This window comes from Nocardia sp. CA-290969 (genome assembly GCF_050936135.1).
Lineage (GTDB): Bacteria > Actinomycetota > Actinomycetes > Mycobacteriales > Mycobacteriaceae > Nocardia.
The window spans coordinates 2,664,251-2,683,073 of the sequence record NZ_JBNJNJ010000001.1; the positions used below are offsets into that span (position 1 = coordinate 2,664,251).

Below are 18,823 nucleotides of genomic sequence, written 5' to 3' on the forward strand. Positions count from 1 at the left end.
AATCCTCCAATTGTCGGGGTTGCGGGGAATCCATAGCGCGAATTCGGCGACAGCGCCGTCGGCGAATTCTGCTGGAACAAACTGGTACATAGGCACGCCACCTCCCAGAAGGCGATCCAGTGCAACCAATGAATTCCACTACGGTCCGCTTCCTGCTCGCCGCACCCGACCCGGGGCCGAGCCACCGCCGTGACCTGCAGGTAATCCGTACGATGCGCGGAGACCGCAGGAGCGCCGACGAGGTGACACCCGTCGGCGCCCGGTCCGCCGGATGGCCGCCACGCGCCCGCGGGGTCCGTCGCGAACACTTCGAGCCGTAATGGCCGCGTCTGCGGCCGGAAGATTCCGCGGCTGCGCACATTCGACCGCACCGGCATTTCCGGCCGTCCTTGTACGCGAAATGGATAACCGTCAGGTCTCATTTTCGTGGACCGACGTGTCACAGATCGAACAAGAATTCACGAATCCCGTTCCGCCGGAAATTCAGGGAAATCCGGGAATATTCCTGCCGTGCGGGATATGCGCTCTTCGATGAATTTCATTTCTTTGCCGAAATGATGCACGTTCTGCGCAGCGAAGGGGCCGCCCGAGACATCGGACGACTCCGGAAATGACGAAATACATGGAGGTCAGGTGACCCAGTCCAAGCGCAACCTCGGCAGCAGCGGGGAGCAGTCGGTTTCGGCGCCGAACGGCTCGGCCGGCGTCCCTGGTCACCCGGTTCCCGGCAACGGTTCACCCGCACCCATCGGCGACGAGCCGGGCCTCCCACAGGCCGGTGACGTCCTGCGGTTGTCCGCGGCGCAGCGGGGGATCTGGTTCGCCCAGCATCTGGCAGGTGCGTCGCCGATATCGGTGGCGCAGTACGTCGAGATCGACGGTGAACTGGACGTCGATGTGCTCCTGCTGGCCTGCGAAACCGCCGGTCGCGAGTTCGGGTCCGCGCACGTCCGGCTGATCGAGGTCGACGGCGAGCCGTACCAGATCGTCGACGAGAACCTGACCTCCCCGATCTCGGTGGTGGACCTGCGCGGACACCCCGACCCGGTGGCGGCCGCCCACGACCTGATGGTCCGCGACTATTCCGCCCCGCTGGACCTGCTGCGCGACCGCCTCATGAAATGCGTTGTGTTCCATGTGGGCCCGGACCACTACCTGTGGTATCAGCGCGCGCACCATATCGTTCTCGACGGTTTCGCCGCGGTCACGATGCTGCAGCGGATCACCGAACTGTACAACGCGTGGGTACGCGGGCAGGAGGCGTCACCGTCCACGGCGAAGGACCTCGGCGAGATCATCGACCAGGATCTCGCGTACCGCGGTTCGACACGGTTCGACAACGATCGCGCGTACTGGACCGAACATCTCGCCGGCGCCCCGCCGGTGGTGAGTTTGGCGGGGCGGGTGGCCGAACCGACCATTCACCCGGCGCTCGTCAGCGCCGCCATCCCCGCCGGCACCGCGACGCTGCTCGACAGTGTCGTCGCCGAACGCGGCACCAGTGTCACCCCCGTCGTCGTCGCCGCCTTCGCCGCCTACCTGGCCCGGATGACCGGGAGCGACGAGGTACTGCTGAGCCTGCCGGTGTCGGGCCGGCATTCCGCGGTGCTGCGGCGTTCCGGCGGGATGGTGGCCAATGTGGTGCCGCTGCGGGTGCCGGTCGCCGACCGCACCGCCGGCGCGGTGATCGACGCCGCGCAGAGCGAACTCACCAGCGCCCTGCGCCGCCAGCGTTACCGGCAGGAAGACATCTTCCACGATATGGGGATCGCGCGGGACGAGGCCGCATCGTTCGGGCCCGCGGTGAACCTGATGATGGTCGACAACGAACTCGTCCTCGGCGAGACCACCGGCCGGTTGCATGTGCTGACCTCCGGCCCTACCGCCGACCTGTTCGTCAACATCTACCCGGGCGCGGGCCGCGACAGCACCCATATCGATTTCCAGGGCAACCCGAACGTCTACACCCCGGCCGAACTGTCCGGCCACCACACCCGGTTCCTGATGTTCCTGCACGAATTCCTGGCCGGCGGAACGGACTGCCGCATCAGCAGGCTGCCGCTGCTGGAGGCCCGTGAACGGGACACCCTGCTACCGGTGCGCGGCCCGGAGAGCACCGGGGTGCGGTTGCTGCCGGATATCCTCGCCGCCAGTGCGCGCCGCGACCCGGACGCGGAAGCGGTCGCGGCGCCCGGCGCCACCCTCACCTACCGCGAACTGGACAGCCGCTCCACGCGGCTGGCGCGGCAACTGACGGCGCTGGGCTGCGGGCCGGGCACCGCGGTGGCGATCGTGCTGCCGCGGTCGGTCGAATCGATCGTCGCGGCGTGGGCGGTCGCGAAATCCGGGGCCGCGATCGTACAGGTGGATCCGGAGTATCCGCCGAAACGGATCGAGCACATGGTCGCCGACAGCGGCGCGCAGGTGGCGGTCACCGTCGAAGCCCTGCGCGACCGGGTTCCGCAGACCGCGCGCCCGCTGCTGCTCGACGACGCCGCGACCCTACCGGCCGACCCCGGCGACGAACCGTTCACCGACGCGCACCGCACCCGCCCGCTGCGGGCCGCCGACCTCGCCTACATCACCTACACCTCCGGGTCGACCGGTGTGCCCAAGGGCGTCCAGGTCACCCACAGTGGGCTGGCGAACCTGATCGCCGACCGCAGCGAAACCTACGGTGTCGACGCGGCGTCGCGGGTGTCGTATGCACTGTCACCCAGTTTCGACGCGTCCCTGGAACAGTTCCTCACCTGTTTCGCCAACGGCGCGACCCTGCTGGTGGTGCCGCCGGAAGTATTGGGCGGGGACCGTCTCACCGATCTGCTGACCCAGCAGCGTGTCACCCACCTGACGTTGACCCCGGCGATGCTGGCGACGGTCGACCCGGCGCCGCTGACCGACCTGCGGGTGGTCGTGGTCGGGGGCGACGTGTGCCCGCCGCATGTGATCGACCGGTGGGTGCCGCACTGCACGATGTTCAACGAATACGGCCCCACCGAGACGACGGTGACCGCCGCGGCCGCCCCGATCCGGCCCGACCACACGCTCACCGTCGGCGGCCCGATCCGCGGCGTGGAGGCGATGGTGCTGGACCGCACCCTGCAGCCGGTGCCGGTGGGCACGACGGGGGAGTTGTATCTGGCCGGTCCGGGCCTGGCCCGCGGCTACAACCACCGGTTCGCCGAAACCGCCACCCGGTTCGTCGCCGACCCGTACGGCCGCCCCGGGGAACGGATGTACCGCACCGGTGACCTCGCGCGCTGGACCGGCGACGGTTCGGCAGTGACGCTGGAGTTGATGGGCCGCAGCGATTTCCAGGTCAAGATCCGCGGCTACCGGATCGAACCGGCCGAGATCGACGCCGCCCTCACCGGCCACGCGGACGTGGACCTGTCGGTCACCGTCCCGGTGCGCAACAATGCGGGCGCGACCGTGCTGGCGTCGTATGTGGTGCCCGTCGACGGGCACCGGGTCGATCCGCTGCGGCTGCAGCGTTACGCCCGCGACACCCTGCCCCCGCATATGGTTCCCGCGGTGATCCTGCCACTGGATCAGCTGCCCATGAACGCGTTCGGCAAACTCGACCGCGCAGCGCTGCCCGAACCGGAATTCGGCACCGGCCCCGCGGGCCGGGCCCCGGCCACACCGCGCGAAACGCTGCTGGCCGGCCTGTTCACCGAGGTCCTGGGGGTGCCGCAGGTCGGCGCCGACGACAGTTTCTTCGCCCTCGGCGGCGACAGTATCCTCTCGATTCAGCTGGTGGCCCGCGCCAAAGCCGTGGGGCTGGGGTTCTCCACCCAGGATGTGTTCGAACAGAAAACGGTCGCGGGCCTGGCGGCGAGCGCCACCGAATCCGGTGGCGCCCCGCATCTGAGCGAACTCCCCGGCGGCGGCACCGGGCCGCTGCCGCTGACCCCGATCGTGCACGCCATGCTCGGCCGCGGCCACTACGACCGGTTCGCCCAGGCCACTCTCGTCCAACTTCCGGCCGATCTTGATCCGGGACATCTCGTGCGCGCCCTGCAGACCGTGCTGGACCGCCACGACATCCTGCGCGCGGTACTGCGCCCGGGCGGCGACCGCCTCGAAATCCTCGCTCCCGGTGCGGTCGACGCCGCCACCGTCCTCACCCGCACCGACCTTCCCGCCCGTACCGCCGCCGAGGTGGACCGGTATCTGCAGGAGGCCGCCGACCGGCTCGACCCCGGCAGCGGCGCACTCGTGCAAGCCGTATGGCTGCACGATCCCGGCGCGGAATCCGACCTGCTGTGGCTGGTGATCCACCACCTCGCCGTCGACGCGGTGTCGTGGCGGATCCTGCTCGCCGACCTGGCCCAGGCCTGGGCGCAGATCTCGGCCGGCGACGACCCGCGGATCGGGGCGGGCACCACCTCGGTGCGGCGCTGGGCCCACGGCCTGGCCGAACAGGCACCCACCCGCCGCGCCGGTGAACTGGCACGCTGGACGCAGGTCCTCACCGGCGGTGACCGGCTGCTCGGCGCCCGCCCCCTGGACCCGCACCGCGATACCGCGGCCACCGCGGGCCGGGTCCGGGTACGGATCCCGGCCGATATCACCGAAACCGTCCTCACCACCCTCCCCGCCCGCTTCCACGGCAGCGCCAACGATCCGCTGCTGGCGGCGCTGGCGCTGGCGCTGACCGAATGGCGGCGCCGCCGCGGCGCCGCCACCGGTGGGGAACTGATCTCGCTGGAAGGGCACGGCCGCGAAGAGCAGGCCGTGCCGGGCGCCGATCTCAGCGCCACGGTCGGCTGGTTCACCACCCGGTTCCCGGTCCGGCTCGAATTGCCCGGTATCGACCCCGGCGACGTGTTCGCCGGTGGCGCGGCGGCGGGACTCGCGATCAAACAGGTGAAAGAGCAACTGCGGGCGGTGCCGGACAACGGCATCGGTTACGGGATGCTGCGTTACCTGGATCCCGTGGGTAGCGCCGAGCTCGGGCAACTGCCGGAGCCCCAGATCAGTTTCAACTATCTGGGGCGGGTGGGTGTCCGCGAACACTCGGGGGCGTGGACACCCACCACCGAATTCACCTCGCTCACCGCGACCACCGACCCGCAGATGGCACTACCCGCCGTCGTCGATGTGAACGCGATCGCCGAACCGGGCCCCGACGGCCTCGAACTCGACGCCACCTGGGAATTCGCCGCACAGATCCTGAGCGCCGAGGACGTGCGCGAACTGGCCGGCCTGTGGGAGCAGGCGCTGCGCGGGCTGGCCGCACATGCGCGCAGCGAATCCGCCGGCGGTTTCACCCCCTCGGATTTCCCGCTGGTCGAGGTCTCGCAGACCGATATCGACGGCTGGCTGCGCGACTATCCGGCGCTGACCGAGGTGTGGCCGCTGACCGCACTACAGTCCGGGCTGCTGTTCCACACCCTCTACGACCGCGACAGCGACGACGGCTACATCGTGCAGGCGGCGCTGACGCTGGCCGGGCAGGTCGACGCGCCACGGATGCGCCGCGCCGCGCAGACCCTGCTGGACCGGCACGACAGCCTGCGAACCGCGTTCACCGAAAGCGGCGCCGGCCCCCGCCAGCTGGTACTGGACCATGTCCGGGTGGATTGGCGCGATACCGATCTCACCGGCCTCGGCGACGACGACCGTGACCGCGAGATCCAGCGCCTCGCCGCGGCGGAATCGGCGCCGTTCGACCCCGCCCGGCCGCCACTGCTGCGGTTCCACCTGCTGCGCACCGCCGCCGCCGAATACCGGCTCCTGGTCACCAACCATCACCTCGTCCTCGACGGCTGGTCGATGCCGTTGCTGATCCACCAGCTGCTCGCCCTGTACACCGCGGGCGGCGACACCGCCGGTGACCTCCCGGCCCCGCGGTCCTACCGGGACTACCTGCAGTGGCTGCACACCCGCGACCGCGATGCCGCCACCGCCGCCTGGCAGCGGATGCTGGCCGGGGTGGAGAACCCGACCCGGGTCGCGGGCCGCCCGGACCGTACGGACCGCGCCCCCAGCGGTGAGGCGGGCCTGGACCTCGCGCCCGCCACCGCTGCCGCCGTGGCGGAGCTGGGTCGCGCGCACGGTGTCACCGCCGGCACCACCATCCAGGTGGCGTGGGCGCTGCTGCTCACCACCCTCACCGGCCGCCCGGACGTGGTGTTCGGCAATACGGTCACCGAGCGCCCGCCGCAGATCCTCGGCGTCGAGCACATGGTGGGGCTGTTCATCAACACGCTGCCGGTGCGGGTCCGGCTCGACCCGCACGAATCGGTCGCCGATCTGCTCACCCGCGTCCAGGCCGAGCAGGCCGCGATGCTGGAGCACCGCCATATCGGGTTGGCCGACCTGCAACGCGCCACCGGTATCGCCGATATGTTCGACACGGTCACGGTGCTGGAGTCCTATCCGCTCGACCGCGACGGCCTGGCCCGCGACCTCGGCGACGCCGGCCTGCGCCTGGTCGACGTCGAGGCCCGCGACGCCACCCCGTACCCGCTGAGCCTGCAGGTCACCCCGCCGCGGCCGGGTGACGGCACCGGCACCTACACCGTCACCCTGCGCTACGCCACCGACCGGTTCGCCGGCGAACAGGCCCGCACCCTGCTGGAACGGTTCGAACTGATCCTCACCCAGCTCGTCACCGACCCCGCCGTCCGTGCGGCCGCGATCTCGTCCTGCTGGGATACCGAACGCGCCGAACTGCTCTCGATCGCCGGCGACCCACCGGTGGCGGAACGTACCCTGTACGACCTGCTCTCCGCCACCGCCCGCAGCTACCCGGTGGCGCCGGCCCTACGGTCCGGCGACACCACCCTCACCTACCGTGAACTGGAACAACGCGCGGACGAGGTGGCCCGGCTGCTGGCGGCCCGCGGCGCGCGCCCCGAAACGTTCGTGGCGCTGGCCCTGCCGCGTTCGGCCGACCTGGTGGTGGCGATGTGGGCGGTCGCGCGCACCGGCGCCGCGTTCGTCGCACTGGATCCCGCCAACCCCACCGAACGGCTCGCCCGGATGCTCGCCGATTCCCACAGCACTCTGGGGGTCACGACCGGCGCCGTCGCCCCGAACCTCCCGGACACCGTCGACTGGCTGCGGCTCGACGACGACAACCCGCAGCCGGACGGCACCCCGGCGCCGGCGCCGCAACCGGACCCCGCCGCCACCGCCTACGTCATCTTCACCTCCGGATCGACCGGCACCCCGAAAGCGGTGCAGGTGACCCACCGCGGCCTCGCGAACGTCGCTGCCGCCCATACCGAAGCCTTCGGCGTGGACACCACCTCGACGGTGCTGCAGGTCGCCTCACCCGGTTTCGACGCCTGCGTCTCGGAACTGCTGCTGGCCCACGGCAACGGCGGCTGCCTGGTGATCGCGCCCCCGGAGGTGTACGGCGGCCCCGACCTGACGCGGCTGCTGCGCGCCGAACGGGTCACCCACGCCATCATCACCCCGTCCGTGCTGAACACCCTCGACCCCGCCGAACTGGAATCGCTGACGACGATCGCGGTGGTCGGGGAAGCCACCGGCAGCGATACCGTGCGCCGGTGGGCGCCCGGGCGGCGGCTGATGAACCATTACGGGCCGACCGAAACCACCATCTGGGCCACCGGCTCCGACCCCCTGCAACCCGGTGAACCGGTCACCGTCGGGCGCCCGGTGCGGGGTGTGTCGGTGGCGGTACTCGATGCGTGGTTGCGGCCCGTGCCGGTGGGCGTCGCGGGCGAACTGTATCTCGGCGGCCCCGGCCTCGCCCGCGGCTATTTCGGCCGCCCGGGTACCACCGCGTCCCGTTTCGTCGCCGACCCGCGCTCGGGGCGCGGCGAACGGCTCTACCGCACCGGTGATTCGGTGCGCTGGGTACGCGGCCGCGGCGGACTGGAACTGGACTATCTGGGCCGCAACGACCAGCAGGTCAAAATTCACGGCCTGCGCATCGAACCGGGGGAGATCGACACCCATCTCGCGCGGCATCCCGCGGTGGCCGCCGCCGCCACCGTCACCCGCACCGGCCCCGCCGGAGAACCGATCCTGGTGTCCTATATCGTCGCCGCACCCGGCGCGGAGGTGGACACCGCCGAGCTGCACGACCACCTCGACCGGACCCTGGCCCACTACATGAACCCGGCCGCGATCGTGGAACTGGACGAGTTGCCGGTCACCGCCACCGGGAAAATCGACCGCACAGCCCTGCGGCAGCGGGAATTCACCGCACCGGCCGCGGCCGGGCGGGCCCCGCAAACCCCCGCCGAACAAGTACTGGCCGACCTGTTCGCCGAGGTCCTGAACGTGGACACCGTCTCGGCCGACAGCAACTTCTTCGCCCTCGGCGGCGACAGCATCGTCTCCATGCGCCTGGTCGCGCTCGCCCGCGACGCCGGGTTCGTCCTCACCCCGCGCGACGTGTTCGAACACAAAACCGTCGCCGCGCTCGCCGCCACCGCCCGCACCGGCGCACCCGCGCCGGACCAGGCCCCACCCACCGGGCCCGCGGAGAGCCCGCGCACCCCGCTCACCGAATCCGAGGTGAACGCGCTGCACCGCACCTACCCGGGCCTGTCCGAGGTGTGGCCGCTGTCGCCGATGCAATCCGGGATCCACTTCCATTCGACCTTCGCCACCGGCGGTCCCGCCGGACACGACACCGACAACTACACGGTGCAGACCACCATCGAGTTCTCCGGCACCGTCGACGGGCCGCGCCTGCACCGCGCCGCTCAAGCACTGATCGACCGGCACGACATCCTGCGCGCCGCCTTCGTCGACACCGCGTCCGGGCCCGCGCAGATCGTGCTCCACCACGCCGAGGTCACCTTCGAACAGGTCGACCTCACCCCGGGCGGACCCACGGCCGATGAGATCGCCGCCGCCGACGCCACCACCGGTTTCGACCTGTCCGCGCCGCCGCTGATCCGGTTCACCCTGATCCGCCTCGCCCCCGGCGAATTCCGGCTGCTCGTCACCAACCACCACATCGTGCTCGACGGCTGGTCGATGCCGCTGCTGATGGGTGAACTGCTCGACAACTACGGTGCACCCGAACGGATCGGCGCCACCGGACCCGCCCCCTCCTACCGCGACTACCTGGTGTGGCTCGGCCACCAGGACCTCGACGCCTCCAAAACCGCGTGGGCGCAAGCCTATTCCGACGTCACCGCACCCACCCGGGTCGCCCGCGGAACCGGCGCCGCCAGCACCGCCGACGAAGTGAACGCGGAAATCCCGGCCACCGTCCACGACGCCCTGCGGCAGGTCGCCGCCGACGGCGCCGTCACCGTCAACACGGCCGTCGCCGCGGCGTGGGCGGTGAACCTGCGCGTCCTCACCGACGACACCGACGTGATCTTCGGTTCCGCGGTCTCCGGCCGGCCACCCGAACTGCCGCAGGTCGACCACACCCTCGGCATGTTCCTCAACACCGTCCCCGTCCGGGTCCGGCTCGACCCGGAGCGGACGCTGCGGGACCTGCTCACCGGTATCCAGCACCAGCACGCCACCATGCTCGACCACCACTATGTGGGGCTGCCCGATATCCACCGCGCCGCCGGCGTCACCGAACTGTTCGACACCGCGATCGCCTTCCAGTCGTTCCCCGTCGACCGCCCGGGCCTGCAACGTCTCGTCGAATCCGCGGGCCTGCAGGTCGGCGAGATCACCGGCGTCGACGCCACCCCGTTCCCGCTGAGCCTGGTCGTCGCACCCACCCGCGACGGGTCGGCCGGGCTGCGGATCACCCTGCGCTTCCTGCGCGACGAATTCGACACCGACCGGGCACACCGGATCCTCGACCGGTTCGTGCACATCCTGCACCGCATCGCCGTCGACCCGGCCACCCGGCTCGCCGACCTGTCCCTACCCGGCGACTCACAACCCACCCACCCCGTCGCCGCACACCCCGCACCGGCGACCCTGCCCGATATCCTCACCGCCTCCGCCACCGCCACACCCGAGGCGATCGCCGCGAAATACGGTGACACCACTCTCACCTACCGCGAACTCGACCAGCGATCCGACCGGCTCGCCCGGATCCTGCTGCGCCGCGGCGCCCGCCCCGGCACCGTCCTCGCCGCCGCCCTGCCACGCTCCCTCGCCGCGGTCGTCACCATCTGGGCCGCCGCGAAAGCCGGCACCGCGTTCGTGCCGATCGACCCCAACCTGCCCGCCGGGCGCATCGAATTCCTGCTCACCGATTCGCGCGCGGCACTCGGGATCACCGATACCGCCACCCGCCCGAACCTGCCCGGCGACCTCGACTGGCTCGTCCTCGACGACGACACCACCCGCCGCGACCTCACCGCCGAACCGGCAGCACCCGTCACCGCCGGCGCCCGCCACCTCGACGACGGCGCCTACGTCATCTACACCTCCGGCTCCACCGGCACCCCCAAAGGTGTGCGGGTCGGGCACCGCGGCCTCGCCGACGTCGTCGCCGCCCAACGCCGCGTCCTGCACGTCGACGAACAGTCCACGGTCCTGCAGGTCGCCTCACCCAGTTTCGACGCCGCACTGTTCGAACTACTGATGGCGCACGGCGCCGGCGGACGGCTCGTCATCGCCCCACCCGATGTGTACGGCGGCCGCGAACTGGCCGACCTGATCCGCCGCGACCACATCACCCACGCCGTGATCACCCCGTCCGCACTGGCCACCGTCCCACCCGAAGACCTCGGCGGACTCCGTGTCCTGGCCACCGCCGGCGAAGCGATCGGACCCGACCTGGTACGGCGCTGGGCACCCGGCCGCACCCTGATCAACCTCTACGGCCCCAGCGAAACCACCATCTGGGCCACCGCCGGCGAACTACCCGACACCGGCACACCCATCACCATCGGCCGCCCGGCCGGCCCCGTCGCGGCCACCGTCCTCGACACCTGGCTCCGCCCCGTACCGCAGGGTGTGGCCGGCGAACTGTACCTGTTCGGTATCGGCCTGGCCGAAGGGTATATCGACCGGCCCGGCCTGACCGCCGCCCGGTTCGTCGCCTCCCCGTTCGGCGACCCCGGCACCCGCATGTACCGCACCGGCGACGTCGTCCGTTACACCGCCGACGGCGACCTCGAATTCGTGGGCCGCAACGACTTCCAGGTGAAAATCCGCGGGATGCGGGTCGAACTGGGAGAGATCGACGCCGTCCTGGCCGCGCGCCCCGATATCGCCTTCGCCACCACCCTCGCCCACCGCGACCACGGCCGCCCCGCCCGCCTGGCCTCCTACGTCGTACCCGCACCCGGGACAACCGTCACCCCCGACGACTTGACCGCGGCCCTCACCGAAGCCCTACCGGCCCATATGGTTCCCGCCGCGATCACCGTCCTCGACGACGTACCGCTGACCTCCCACGGCAAACTCGACCGCGACCGCCTCCCGGAACCCGAATTCCCCATCCGCGAGTTCCGGGCCCCCGCGACCTGGCTGGAAGAACTCGTCGCCGACGCGTTCGCCCAGGTCCTGCACACCGACCGGGTAGGCGCCGACGACGACTTCTTCGCCCTCGGCGGCGATTCGCTCAGCGCCTCCCTCGTCGTGGCCCGCGTCGGCGCCGCCCTCGGCGTCCGGATACCGGTCCGCGCCCTGTTCGAGACACCCACCGTCGCCGGACTGGCCCGCCACACCGCCACCCTGCGCGGCGACGGCCGGATACCGCTCACCGCCGGCGCCCGCCCCGACCCCGTCCCGCTGTCCCTGGCGCAGCAGCGCATGTGGTTCCTGAACCGGTTCGAACCCGAATCGGCGGCCTACAACATCCCCGTCATGCTGCGGCTCACCGGCCAACTCGACACCGCGGCCCTGCGCGCCGCACTCACCGATGTCATCGCCCGCCACGAAGTGCTGCGCACCGTCTACCCCGAAACCGAAGGCGAACCACGCCAGGTGGTACTGGACGAACCCGCACCCGCGGTGCAGACCCGGACGGTGGACGAGCAGGACGTGCCCGCCGCCGTCACCGAATTCGTCCGCACCGGATTCGACGTCACCACCGAAGTCCCGCTGCGCGTCGCCCTGTTCGATATCGCACCCGGCACCGGCACCGGGCACTTCCTGCTCGTCCTGGTCGTGCACCACATCGCCGGCGACGGCCAATCCATGGGACCGCTGGCCCGCGATGTCATGACCGCCTACGCCGCGCGGGTCTCCGGCCACGCACCCCGATGGGAACCGCTACCGGTCCAATACGCCGACTACGCCGTCTGGCAGCGGCAGGTACTCGGTGCCGCCGACGACCCCGAATCGCTGCTGTCCACTCAGCTGCGGTACTGGCGCGACACCCTCACCGGCGCACCCGACCACCTGGACCTGCCCGCCGACCGTCCCCGCCCACCGGTCGCGTCCCTGACCGCCGGCCGCATCCCCGTCGACATCGGCGCCGAACTACACGCCCGGCTGCTGCACCTCGCCCGCAGCCACGGCTCCTCCCTGTTCATGACCGTGCACGCCGCGCTCGCCGCCGTCCTCGGCCGGCTCGCCGGCAACGACGACGTCGTCATCGGCACCCCCGTCGCGGGTCGCGGCGAACCCGGCCTCGACGACCTCGTCGGCATGTTCGTCAACACACTCGCCCTGCGCACCCCCCTCGACACCGGCGAACCGTTCACCGGCCTGCTCACCCGCACCCGCGAAACCGACCTGCAGGCCTTCGAACACGCCGACGTACCGTTCGAACGCGTCGTCGAAGAACTCAACCCGCAACGCTCCGCGTCCCAGCATCCGCTGTTCCAGGTGGTGCTGGCATTCCAGAACCTCGCCGCCACCGAGGTGGAACTGCCCGGCGTCACCGTGGCACGCGCCGATATCGACACCGGCCTCACCCAATTCGACCTGCAATTCGTGCTCGCCGATTCCTACGACGACAGGGGAGAGGCCCGCGGTATCGCCGGAACCGTCATGTACACCCACGACCTGTTCGACGAAGCCACCGCCACCGGATTCGTGCACCGCCTGATCCGGGTCCTGGAAGCCGTCACCGCCGACCCCGACGTCACCGTCGGCGATATCGACTGGCTCGACGCCGGCGAACACCACGACCTCGTCACCCGGATCGGCCCGAGGCCCACCGCCGCCCCGTACCCGCCCGCCCTGCTACCGGACGTCTTCGCCGCCGCCGTCCGCGGCAACGCCGACGGTATCGCCCTGATCGCGGACGGCACCGAACTCACCTACCGGCAACTCGACGCCCGCTCCAACCAGCTGGCACGGCTGCTCATCGCCCACGGCGCCGGACCCGAACAACCGGTCCTCGTCGCCGCCGGCCGATCCGCCGCATCGATCCTCGCCTGGTGGGCCGTCGTCAAAACCGGCGCCCCCTACGTCCCGGTCGACCCCCGCTACCCCGCGAGCCGCATCGAGCAGATGATCACCGATTCCGGCGCCGCCCTCGGCGTCACCGTCACCGCCGCACAACCACAACTCCCCGGATCCCTCGACTGGCTCGTCCTCGACGACCCCACCGTCACCGGCCGAATCGACGCATACTCCGGCGACCCCGTCACCGACACCCAGCGCCGGCAGCCCCTGCACGCCGGCAACACCGCCTACGTGGTCTTCACCTCCGGCTCCACCGGACGACCCAAAGGCGTCGCCGTCACCCACTCCGGAATCGCCGATTTCGTCGCCGCAGCCCGCACCGGACACCACCCCGGACAACCCACCCGGGTCCTGCACTTCGCGTCCCCCTCCTTCGACGCCTCCCTGCTGGAAATCCTGCTCGCCACCGGCCGCGCCGCCACCCTCGTCATCGCACCCACCGGCATCTACGGCGGCGAAGAACTCGCCGCATTCCTGCGCACCCACCGCATCACCCACGCCTTCGTCACCCCCGCCGCACTCGCCTCCGTCGACCCCACCGGCCTCGACGACCTGCAGATGGTCATGTCCGGCGGCGACGAAGTCCCCGCCGACCTCATCACCCGCTGGTCCGGCACCGACCGCGCCGGCACCCGCGAATTCCGGATCCTCTACGGACCCACCGAAACCACCATGGTCGCCACCGCCACCGACCGGATCCGCCCCGGCGACCGCACCACCATCGGCACCCCGCTCCCCGGCATGCTGGCCCTGGTCCTCGACGAGCGGCTGCAACCCGCCCCCGCCGGCGTCGCCGGCGAACTGTACCTCGCCGGACCCGCACTGGCCCGCGGCTACCTCAACCGGCCCGCCACCAACGCCGCCCGGTTCACCGCCTGCCCGTACGGCGAACCCGGCAGCCGCATGTACCGCACCGGCGACGTCGTCCGCTGGAACAGTCACGGCGACCTCGAATTCATGGGCCGCAACGACTTCCAGGTGAAAGTCCGCGGCTACCGGGTCGAACTCGGCGAAATCGACACCGTCCTCGGCGCCCGCCCCGAAGTCGCGTTCGCCGTCACCGTGCCCCGCCGCGACGGCACCGGCCCCGTCACCCTCGTGTCCTATGTGGTGCCCACCTCCGGCACCGAAATCTCCGTCGACGACCTCACCGCCGCACTCACCGACGCCCTGCCCTCCTACATGGTGCCCGCCGCGATCATGGTCCTCGACCGGATCCCGCTGTCCCCGAACGGGAAACTCGACCGCACAGCCCTGCCCGCACCCATCCTGCAGGCCAAACACTTCCGCGCGCCCACCTCCCCGGTGGAAGAAATCGTCGCCGGGGTATACGCCGAAGTACTCGGCCTCGACCGCCCCGTCGGCGCCGACGACGACTTCTTCGAACTCGGCGGCAACAGCCTCGTCGCCACCCGCGTCGCCGCCCGCATCGGCGCCGCCCTCGACGCCAACGTCCCGGTCGCGATGATCTTCGACGCCCCCACCGTCGCCGGACTCGCCGCCCGCGCCGAATCCCACGCCGACACCGGCCGCGTCGCCCTCACCCCGCAACCCCGCCCACCGCATATCCCGCTGTCCTACGCACAGCAGCGGATGTGGTTCCTCAACCGGTTCGAACCCGACTCCGCCGCCTACAGCATCCCCATCGTCATCCGCCTCACCGGGCGCCTCGATATCGACGCCCTGCACGCCGCGATCACCGACGTGGTGGACCGCCACGAAGTCCTGCGCACCATCTACCCGCACACCGAGGGGGAGCCCGCGCAGCTGGTTCTCCCCGCAGAACAAACCCCGCCGCTCACCGTCACCCCCCTCGCCGAAACCGACCTGCCCACCGCGATCACCGCACTCGTCTCCACCGTGTTCGACGTGACCACGCAGGCACCGCTGCGGGTCCGGCTGTTCGAACTCGCCCCCGATACCTGGGTGCTGGCCGTCGTCCTGCACCACATCTCCGGCGACGGATCATCCCTGGCGCCCCTGGCCCGGGACATGATGACCGCCTACCAGGCGCGGGTCCACGGCCGCCCACCCGGCTGGGAACCGCTGCCCGTCCAATACGCCGACTACGCGATCTGGCAGCACACCGTCCTCGGCTCCGAAAACGATCCCGACTCCCTGCTCCGCGCCCAGATCGATTACTGGACAACCCAACTCGCCGACCTACCGCCGCTGCTGGAACTACCCGCCGACCGGCCCCGGCCACCCACCCAGTCCTACGCGGGCGCCACCGTCCCGATCACCATCGGCGCCGACCTGCACGCCGACCTCGAAAAAATCGCGCGCGCCCACAACACGACCCTGTTCATGGTGTTCCACGCCGCCCTCACCGCCACCCTCGCGCGGCTCGCGGCCACCGACGATATCGCCATCGGCACCCCCTACGCCGGACGCGGCGAACCCGAACTCGACAACCTCGTCGGCATGTTCGTCAACACCCTCGTCCTGCGCACCCGCCTCACCGACCGGACCTCGTTCACCGAACTGCTCGACCACGTCCGCGACACCGACCTGGCCGCGTTCGGCCACGCCGACGTCCCGTTCGAACGACTCGTCCAGGAACTCAACCCCGTGCGCTCCCACGCACACCACCCGCTGTTCCAGGTACTGCTCGCCTTCCAGAACCTCACCACCACCGATTTCGAACTTCCCGGCCTCACCGCCTCGGCCGTGGCCGCCGACACCGACACCTCCCTGTTCGACCTGCAGGTCACGGTGTCGGACAACTACGACAGCACCGGAACCCCCACCGGCATCACCGGCGGCATCGCCTACGCCACCGACCTGTTCGACCCCGCCACCGCCACCACCATGGTCGAACGCCTGCACCGCATGCTGCGCGCCCTCGTCACCGACCCCGGCGGCCGGATCCACGACGTGGACCTGCTCGACACCGGTGAACGCGAAACCGTCCTGCACGACTGGAACGCCACCGCCCGCCCGCTCGACCCCGGCGAAACCCTCGCCTCCCTGTTCACCCACGCCGCCCGCGCCCACGCCGACCGGCCCGCCGTGGAATCCGGCGACCGCACCCTCACCTACGCGGAATTCGCCGCGCGCGTCAACCGCCTCGCCCGCTGGCTGATCGACCGCGGCGTCGGCCCCGACACCCTGGTCGCACTGCGCATGCGCCGATCCCTCGACCAGGTCACCGCCATGTACGCGGTGCACGCCGCCGGCGGCGGCTACCTCCCCGTCGACCCGGACCACCCGGCCGAACGAATCGACTACATGCTGGCCACCGCCGACCCCGTGGTCGTCCTGTCCTCCCTCGACGGAATCGACCTCACCGAATTCGACGACACCCCCGTCACCGACCACGACCGCCGCGCCCCACTGCGCCCGGACAACCTCGCCTACGTGCTGTTCACCAGCGGATCCACCGGACGCCCCAAAGGCGTCGCCGTCACCCACCACGCGGTCCTCAACCAGTTGCACTGGATCATCGGCACCTACCGGCTCACCGCCGCCGACACCGTCCTGCAGAAAACCCCCGCCACCTTCGACGTCTCCGTCTGGGAACTGTTCGCCACCCTCGCCGTCGGCGCCCGCCTCGTCATCGCCCGCCCCGACGGCCACACCGACCCCGCCTATCTGGCCGACACCATCGCGTCACACCGCATCACCCTCACCTCCTTCGTCCCGTCGATGCTCGCCGCGTTCGCCGGCGCCGCACCCGCACACACCCTCAAATCGCTGCGCGCACTACTGGTGGGCGGTGAAGCCTTCGGCGCCGACGTCGTCTCCGCCGCACGGCAGGTGATGCCCGATACCGACCTGCACAACCTGTACGGCCCGACCGAATTCACCCTGCACGCCACCGCACACGAGGTGATCGACACCGACACCGGCAGCGTCCCGATGGGCACACCAGTCTGGAACGTCCGCGCCTACGTCCTCGACACCCGCCTGCAACCGGTGCCGCCCGGGGTCGCGGGGGACCTGTACCTCGCCGGCAACCAGATCGCCCGCGGCTACCACGCCCGCCCCGGGCTCACCGCCGACCGTTTCGTCCCCGACCCCTACGCCCACGGGCAGCGCATGTACCGCACCGGCGACCGGGCCCGCCGCCGCCGCGACGGCGAACTGGAATACCTGGGCCGCATTGACTTCCAGGTGAAACTGCGCGGCCTGCGGATCGAACTCGGTGAGATCGAAGCGGTCCTCGCCGAACATCCCGGCATCGCCCGGGCCATCGCCGCCGTACACACCACCGCGGCCGGGGACCAGCTCGTCGGCTACCTCGTCCCCGCCGCGGGCGCCACGGTCGACACCGCGGCCGTCCTCGCCCACGCCGCCACCGAACTCCCGGACTACATGGTGCCGACCACCGTCATGGTGCTCGACGCGGTCCCGTTCACCTCCTCCGGCAAACTCGACCGCAAACGCCTGCCCGAACCGGTGTTCGCGGTGGGGGAGTTCCGGGAACCGTCCTCGTGGCTGGAAGGGGAGGTCGCCCGCGCCTACGGCCACGTCCTCGGCGTGGAGCGCGTGGGCGCCGACGACGACTTCTACGCCCTCGGCGGCAATTCGCTGAAATCGGTGCAGGTGGTGACCGAGCTGAAGAAGGAACTCGACTACGAGGTACCCGTCAGCTGGATCCTGTCCGACCCACGCCCCGCCGACCTGGCCAAACGCATCGAAACCGGTATGCGTACCGGGGAGGTCGCCACCGAACCCGCGGCCCCCGGATTCGATGTGCTGCTACCGATCCGGACCGAAGGTCAGCAGCCCCCACTGTTCTGCGTCCATCCGGCCTCCGGTCTGGCCTGGTCCTACCGGCCCCTCGGCGAATACCTGTCCGCCGGCCGCCCGATCTACGGTATCCAGGCCCCGCAACTCAGTGGCGCGGATGGCCCCGCGGGCAGTATCGAGGACACCGCCCGCCGCTACTTCGACGAGATCCGTAAGGTCCAGCCGCACGGGCCCTACCATCTGCTCGGCTGGTCGCTCGGCGGCCAGATCGCCCATGCGATCGCCGTCGAGATGCGCGCCGCCGGGGAAGAGGTCGCCCTGCTGGCTCTGTTGGACGCCGAAGCGGAGGGTATGGACCGATCGGCGGTCACCACTGTGACGGCCGGGGAACTGGTCAGCAACCTCGGCCCGGTCATGGGTATCGATTTCGTGCCCGCCGACGCCACCGCCGGGGAAGCGGCCGCGCTGATCGAGGAGAAGCTGGGGGACCGGCTCGGTATCGACGCCGCGCTGATCCAGCGCATGACCGACGCCTACAACGACTCCCTCCGGGCGGCCGCCGACTGGCGACCCCGGCTACTCGACAGCGATCTGCTGTATTTCACCGCGACCGAGGACCGCCGCGCCGACGCCGCCGGCCACCGCGGCTGGGAACCGGTGGTCGGCGGCCGGGTCACCAATATCGATATCGACGCAACCCATCTGGCCATGACCGAGCCCGCGGTGCTGTCCCGTATCGCCCGCATCCTCGACGACCACCTCGGCCGGTAGCCGCCGGTCTCCGCCGGGCGGGCGTTCACCGGTCCCGCCCGGCGGAGCAGCGCGGGGGACGGGCCGCCGCACGGCA

Annotated in this window: 1 protein-coding gene; it reads left to right on the top strand. The window is 70.8% G+C overall.

Annotation, left to right across the window (positions count from 1 at the left end):
• Positions 1-633 precede the first annotated feature (633 nt).
• Positions 634-18,747, top strand: a complete 18,114-nt coding sequence (locus tag ACQEVO_RS12440) for an amino acid adenylation domain-containing protein (RefSeq protein ID WP_432912409.1) — start codon at positions 634-636, stop codon at positions 18,745-18,747.
• Positions 18,748-18,823: the final 76 nt, after the last annotated feature.